Source organism: Microcystis sp. M_QC_C_20170808_M3Col (assembly GCF_007095505.1).
GTDB lineage: Bacteria > Cyanobacteriota > Cyanobacteriia > Cyanobacteriales > Microcystaceae > Microcystis.
In genome coordinates, this window is the sequence record NZ_SFBY01000365.1 from 1 (window position 1) to 7,383 (window position 7,383).

The following is a 7,383-nucleotide window of genomic DNA, read 5'->3' on the forward strand; positions in this document are numbered from 1 at the left end:
TTTTCGGTGGGGGTTGGGGGTTGGGGGTTGGGGGTTGGGGGTTGGGGTGTGGGGTGTGGGGTTTTACCCATTTTCAGGTGGTCAATTACCTAATTTTCAGGGAAAAAGTTCCTGAATTTTCCCCCCAATCACTCCAAGGGTCGGCACTTTTTGAGGTCAAAAAAGTCTAAAAACCTTGTTGGATAAGGTTTTTAGATTTATTCAGCAAACCCTACATAATTTTATAGCTAAACTTTCGATAATTGATTCTAATCAAGTATTTGGGCTTTTTTTGACATTTTTGCTGATAATTACTATATAATTGTCTTGAATGAATAAATTTGAATATTTAATATGTCGAGTTCGTCAGAACCTTATCGTGGTAGGGTACAAGCTCAAGGAGACGCTATCCAGCAAGAGGGTGGATACAGTTACTCTTGGGCAAGAAAAAATCCTGTGACTGCTCAAGAAGGATTATCATTTCTTGCTAATATTAAAGGGCAATGCAGCGAATTTCAACGAGAGGAACGGAAACAAGCTTTTAGAAAAGCTGAACGCTTTGTTACCGAAAAATTGGGTTTAAAGCCTCGCCCTTTTAGGGCGACTTTATATGATGTATGATATTAAGAATAGGGGGCCGGGTAAGCAACCGCTTAAAAAACCCAGTCATCGCTGGATGAACGCACCTTGAAAACTAGAGTTATGGGGTTCTATAGGGGAATGCTCCTATAGGTAAAAGCTCTAAGCGTCAAGTACCAAAGAAACCAATATCCCTTCGCCCCAAACAGAATGACAACGATGCTTAGAAGAGTACAACAATTTTTAGACTCTGGCGATAGTGATAAAGCTAGAGAAGAAATTGATAGAGCTTTCGGCAATCTGAGAAAGGTAGATAGTCATGTTAGAGAGTTTGCCGCTCTGTTGGCACTGGGATCGATCGAAGCTTCAGAAATCGGCTTAGGGGTATTGGGACGTAAGCTTCTACAGAATGACAGCGAGATTAATAATGAGGTTATTTGGTTATTTATTGCGTCAATTTTATCTCGCAATAGTATTCCCGCTGATAGTCCATCTAGAATCAGCCTACTTGTTCTTACCGCTTCTGTCAATAGTTGGGAATTACCAATTTTTGCGCTTCTTGCCCCTGCCCTCGACGCTTTTTTTAAAGTTAGTCTTGCGGACGGAACCCCTTTAATTGCCGAACAAACTCTCGATTTTTTGACCACTTGGGGAAGAATTTATGCGAAAGCACCTCATATCAAAACGCAGCTTAAAAAACTTCAATCTCTTAGTAATAATCTATTAGAGCAAGTAGATGACTTAGAGTTAAAAGCTGAATGGTCAGAGGGAATTAATATATTTTTTGAAGAAGCCAGTACAATCAAATATTCCGATAGTAACATTTTTTCTGATAGTGGAGAATTGATTAAAAAAATTTATAATACTCAAAGTTTACAGCGCGATACAGAAGATAAGAATTTGGCAGAGACAAAAGACAAGTTACTCCGATTAGTCACTTCGTCTCTTGCTACTATTGGAACAGTTCTTGATAGTCATGGATTCTCAGTTGCAGTTCGTATTGACAATGATTCTAAAGATAGAAAATCTTGGTCTGTAGTTGCTAGTGTAATTGATAAATTAGAGCGGTTATTTCAAGAAATTGCCGATCTGACTTTTGAGAGAATCAATAAACTTCCCGCTTTTACTCCAGCGCAGGCAATACCCGGTTCTTGGACAATTATACTTCATGTCAATCTCAGTCCTGATCACGCAAATTTACTGGCAAAAACTATCTCTGACCTTTCCTCAAGAAAAATTGATCATAAATTGGAAAGTGAAAATGAATTAGAAGTTGTTAGTATTTGGCAAGATTGTGTCACAAAAATCAAAGAGGATGATTTGCGAGTAGATATGGCTGTCTCGATAAATTCTGAAGAATTTAATGTCACTAAAACAATTTCTACAGAAGATGAATATAGATCTAGTTCAACAGGGTTAAAATCCCCATCTATCAGGGTTCTTTCTCATGATATTCCACAAGCTGATAGGTTAGAACGAGTTGTTGATTTATCTTTGCTGTTAATTCAATATCCTCATTCTTTGCCAACTGTTCGACAACAGTTTTTGGATAGAAATGGTATTACAGAAAGGCAGTTTTCCTACTATAGAAGGGCTGCAGAAATTCTTAATCTGGCTGACGAACGAGTGCAGCCAACTACTGCTTGTTTCATGCTTGATCGTCTGCCAGAAAACTCAAAAAAAAGTTTCTTGGCTCACCAATTTATTGCTTCAAAGGTGGGTTGGGCATGGTTTAATTGGCAAAATGCTCATGATCTCTCCGAAATCAAACCAGAAAGAGCAAGAGAATTTTTACTAGAAGTGTGTCCGTCACTTTCAGAAAGTACTGTTGGAAGACGTGCTAAAACTTTACAATCTTGGTTAAGGTATTTCTTGGGTACCGAAAATGAATAAGCAAAAAATGCAAGCTTTCAGGCATAATCGGTGGAGTGTACGAAACTCACCCCATCACCAGCCAATTGACTTTTTCAGCAAACCCTATATACTTTTGACTTTTTTATACTGTTCTGTCACGGCGGCATTTAATAGATCATCTTTAAAATTTCTGATTAATTCAATTACTAAATTATAAATACTGATGTATTCTTCATAATCGATAGCCCGCATGGGTTACGAAGTGCGCTAACCCATCCTACAAATAATTGTGCCTCCCTACTTAACTGGTATAATCTACTTATCAATAGTTAATAATTTCGATGAATCGATCGCAACTTATCCACAGGCAAAGCTGGTTAATTGAATATTTGCCGGGGTTAAGTGACCAAGATTGCCAAAAATTAAAGGATTGCGGTATCGACACCACCGCACAACTTTTGCAAAAAGTTCGTCCGCAATGGGGTAAGGAAAAATTAGCAGTAAGAATGCAAATCCAGGCTAAACATATTAATAAGTGGGTGGCAATGGCGGAATTAGCCTCGATTCCCGCCGTGGGTTGTCAATACTGCGGTTTGCTGGTTCATGCCGGTATTGCTTCCATCCCGCAATTGGCACAGACATCAATTCAGCAATTGCATCGACAGATTCTCCGCTTTCAGGTGGCTAATCTGCAAAGACGCGATTTATGTCCCGATATCGCGGTGATGTTAGCTTGGATTGAACAGTCAAAAATCTTAACCAGAGAGTTAAAATAAATGCGATTTTTCGGTATTCCTAAATAGGGTCTGCTGAAAAAGTTTTTCGGTGGTGGTAGGAGTCAGGAGTCAGGAGTCAGGAGTCAGGAGTTTCAGGCTTTGTTGCCCTTGTTTTTTGTACCAAGCGACGTACTATAAGAAGGATAATGCAAGGTTTTTGAAAGTCCCAATCCTATTTTCGCAGCATGCACATCGGACTTTAACAGGTCAAAAGCTTTATTTTAAAAGGGTTTTACCATTATTCAGCAAGCCCTAAATAAGCCTAAATTTCTTGACAAAAATCACTACTCATGCTTTTAGTTTGAGCAGGAGAAATAGAACCAACGCTTTTAATCTCCACATAACACACTGGCTCAAAAGTGCCAGCAAAAGTCATTTTTATCCCCGATTATAAAGCTGTCATCACATAGGATTAGACCAGAAGATATTAAAAAGAATACACGGCTGTTTTGATATTTTGATAGTTATCATCTAGGTCTGATTCTAAGAGAATAATCGCAGTAATTCTTCTAGTCATCTCGCTTACTTCCTGCACTTCTGCGATAGTTAATCCCCGTCCTAATAATTTTTCCTCGCGATAACTTAGCCATTTTTTAATGACTTGATAACCCCCGATGGTATATTCCCATACCCGGGATGGTATATTTTGCCAATAGGCTCGATCATTGAGATAAATATCATAGGTTTTCGTTCCTAATAATTTTCGCATTTCTGGGCTAATTACGCTCATTTCTGCGGTTGTATATTGTCTTGCGATCGCTTGTCCTTTACCCGGCATCGTCACGCCATTTTTACCCCCATGTCCCCAACCAACGTTAATAATTAAATCTCCCTTATCTGGGTTTAAATTTACCCCATCAGTGCAGGAAATCAAGGCGATTTTTTGCAGTGCAGGAGTCGGTTTTTTTGTCACTCCTATAACGGGATTTTCTGTGTCTAAAAGAGAGGCGATCGCTTGTCCTAGTTCGGCAGATTTAATTAATAATTCTTGGCTCTTGGGAAGGGGAATTCTTGGGAAGTCTTGACGAATACCGTCGGCATTTTCTTGTAAATATAAGGGAGAGTAACCAATAGCTAATGCGTGCAGCCAAATTAAGGAAGCATTCTCGATATTTTCCTCGAGATTATTAATACCCATTTGCTTTAAGTATTGACGAGATTTTTCCGAGAGATTAGCTTTAATTTGAGAAGTATTAAAGTCACTGGAGTCGAATAATTTTCCTTGAGTATTATCTTCTGTATTTACTGTCTCTGAATAGTTTTGACGTAATCGCATCGGGAAATGATAAGCATGACCTCTAATAAAGTCAAAATCTCCTAAACAGTTAGTAAAATAAAAAGGTATTCCTTCAGGGGTTGCTACTCCAGCAGGACGACTGACTAAAAAGGAATTACCTTGAAATTGATGAATAAATAATGAGGGTCTCGCTCGGTTCCATAAAGGTGTAACTTGAGTATAATAACACCACTTAACTTCGTAGGGTCTTAGCAGATAACGAAGCAGCATTTTTTGATTAAACTTTTCCTGTAATTTTAAAATTTTATCTCGTGCTTTCTTCGCATCAAATCCAGCAACATCTTTGGTCAAACCTGTATTTAATCTCTCTAAGTCTTCCCAAGAAACATTTTTATCAAAGTATTGACTTATTCTTTCAGCAAGGATATTTTTATCGGTATCAATAAAACTATAGCCTCGATTTTCTTTGTATCCTGTAATTGGAGAATCGGCACATAAATCTGTTAACTTTTGCCATGCTAAATATTGAGAAGAAACATCGGAGGGACGGAAAGAATAACGATTAGACTTTTCTGGGTTAGATACTTGATAAAAATCATCAAAATCTTGATTATTTAAACTATCTAATAACTGTTCTCGTTTAGAAACTCCCCAGAAATGGCGAAAATAGACATCAATATTTTTATTCCTTACTTCCTTTCTTACCATTAATCCGATAGTTGTCCCGACTCGAATCCCTTCCTTATTGTATTGAGTAGAAAAAACACTAGGATCGGGATTACCTTCGGGGGTTAACTTTCCTGTTTCCCGACTATCACCATTGAGACAATCAAACCAAAGACGATCAAATTCTTGTAAAAATCTTTGCCGCATCACCACAAAAGAAGGATCAGCGAGATAGGAAAAATTAGAAATATAACAAACAACTCCTTTACCGGTATTTTCAGAGATACATCTTTCTGCTAAACGAAAAAAGCGCACATAGAGATCATCCAAATTAAACTTTTTAATCCCCCAATCGGAGATCAAACCCTGTTTATATACTTCCACTAAACCTGCTTCTTCCGTGGGACTGGTTCCAGCAAAAGCATTGTAGGGAGGATTACCGAGAATAACTAAAATCGGTTTACCGCGCTTAACTTCATCAGCTGCCTCTCGTTCCTTATTTAACTCCGGAAAATTTAATTGTAGCTGTTGAATTTTCTGTTTGCTTTCCTCGTCTGGGGGTTGCCAACCGGTTAAAGCATTAGTCAGATAAACCCCGACGCGTTCACTATCTTCTATTAAAGGTACACCCAAACTTTGCAGGAATAAACCTAATTGTAGATGAGCGACGACAAAAGGAGCGGTTAAAATCTCGAAACCGAAAATTCTTTCTATCGCTGCTTTTTTCACCAAAGCCATGGCTAAAGCCCCCGACCCATTTTCCTGTAAAGTATCGGTAATATAGCGCAAAACCTCGACTAAATAAGCGCCGGTTCCACAGCAAGGATCGAGAATATAAACATCGGGATTAGCTAAACCGTCCTCGATATTTAATTCTTCTCGTAAAACTCGATCGACTCGCGCTACCATATAGCGAACAATTTCCGGAGGAGTGTACCAAACTCCCAATTCCTTGCGTAAATCGGGATCAAAAGCTTGCAGAAATGGTTCATAGAAATACTGTACCGCTTGTCCTTCATCGAATTGACGAAAAAATTCCTCTCGTCGCACTCGATTTAAAGCTGCACCGGTCCAGTTCAAAACTTCTACTAATCCCAAAGATTTTAACTTACTCGGTGCGGCGATCTGCTCAAAAAGAATCGCTAACATGGGAACATGGAGATAGTAGGCTGCTAATTTCCAATCGAAATTATCCTCGCGATCGGGGTTTTGCTTGTGCCATAATACCCAAGCGGAAAATAAACCATAAAAGAGGGTTTGCACGAGGGTAGAACGAAAAAATTTATTTCCCTGTTCCTGTTCAAATTTGATACCTAGGGCATTTTCTAAAGCTTGACGAATATTGGCCAGAGCGGGAAGATCGGAATGATGTTCTAAGCGTGCTTTTGCGTCGCGCGCATAGGAAGCGAGGAACCAAGCAACATCAGCCGGTGAGGTGATAGGAGCCGCCTGTAAAAGCACTCTCTTTAGGTATTCTAAGAGGCTATCACCCTGTTCGGCGGCAAATTTGGATGGATTTGAGGTTTTTAGCCAAAACTCGGCTTCTGACGGGGCTAAACTATAGGCTTCTAATTCTACCGGTTGACCTTGGCTATTGCGACCAATGAGCAGAAAATCGCGATAATTGGTGACTAATACTTGACCGTATTTTTGCCAGTATTTTTGTACTTGCTCGCTGGCGGCGATTTTTTTGATATCTTCTTTGGTTCCCTTAATCTCGATCGCACCTCTTTCGGGAAAAACCGCCGTAAAAGCCTCTAATTCTTGATTTTTGGGGAATTGATTGACGTTAAAGAGTCCCCCATCCGGCAATCCTGCACCCTGATTTCTGAGGTTGATAATGCAGCGGACTCGCGGTTTTAGGGTTTTACCGATTTCGTTGAGGAGAGTTTCGAGAGTGCCGTAGTAGGAGGTTTCTTTTACCGCTGCTTGGGAGGAGTGGATTTCTTGCAGGTTGCGAAAATAGTTGACGAGGGGATTCATTAGACCTCTTGTGAAAACTAAAAATTGTTGTTGGGATTAGGAGTCTCCGAGTCAGGATTCTCCGAGTCAGGAGAATTAAGAATGAATAATAATCAATGTCAGGCGTTTGCTTACTGGCCCTCTCTACTCGCACTTAGAAATTAATTGAATGGAAAGTGAGTAAGGGGCTCAGGATTATTCTTCCAAGAATCAGCAATTCTCATTTTGAAAACAAAAGAAGATAAAGTTCTCTATGTGAACAAGAGAACTTCTGTCTAATTATCATTTTTTTTCAAGATAATCATCATAATTAGCTTCAAGAGACAGTTT

Annotated in this window: 5 protein-coding genes and 1 pseudogene; 3 read left to right on the plus strand and 3 right to left on the minus strand. The window is 39.3% G+C overall.

Annotation, left to right across the window (positions count from 1 at the left end):
- Positions 1–333: 333 nt before the first annotated feature.
- Complete coding sequence (locus EWV84_RS16745; protein WP_287078909.1) at positions 334–600, plus strand: hypothetical protein; 267 nt, start codon at positions 334–336, stop codon at positions 598–600.
- A gap of 177 nt (positions 601–777) precedes the next feature.
- Complete coding sequence (locus EWV84_RS16750) at positions 778–2,451, plus strand: hypothetical protein (RefSeq protein ID WP_287078910.1); 1,674 nt, start codon at positions 778–780, stop codon at positions 2,449–2,451.
- 84 nt (positions 2,452–2,535) lie between these two features.
- Here the strand turns inward: EWV84_RS16750 and EWV84_RS16755 are convergent, their stop codons facing one another.
- Complete coding sequence (locus EWV84_RS16755; RefSeq protein ID WP_261779304.1) at positions 2,536–2,664, minus strand: hypothetical protein; 129 nt, start codon at positions 2,662–2,664, stop codon at positions 2,536–2,538.
- An 89-nt stretch (positions 2,665–2,753) separates the two neighbouring features.
- On the opposite strand from EWV84_RS16755, the gene EWV84_RS16760 reads away from it, so the two are divergent.
- A complete protein-coding gene (locus EWV84_RS16760) occupies positions 2,754–3,188 on the plus strand; it encodes a DUF4332 domain-containing protein (RefSeq protein ID WP_287078911.1) in 435 nt (144 codons plus the stop codon).
- Between the two features lie 265 nt (positions 3,189–3,453).
- On the opposite strand, the pseudogene EWV84_RS16765 reads toward EWV84_RS16760, so the two are convergent.
- Positions 3,454–3,600: pseudogene (locus EWV84_RS16765) on the minus strand (phenylpyruvate tautomerase MIF-related protein); the annotation flags it as partial.
- Positions 3,601–3,615: 15 nt separating this feature from the next.
- Complete coding sequence (locus EWV84_RS16770) at positions 3,616–7,074, minus strand: type ISP restriction/modification enzyme (RefSeq protein ID WP_287078912.1); 3,459 nt, start codon at positions 7,072–7,074, stop codon at positions 3,616–3,618.
- Positions 7,075–7,383: the final 309 nt, after the last annotated feature.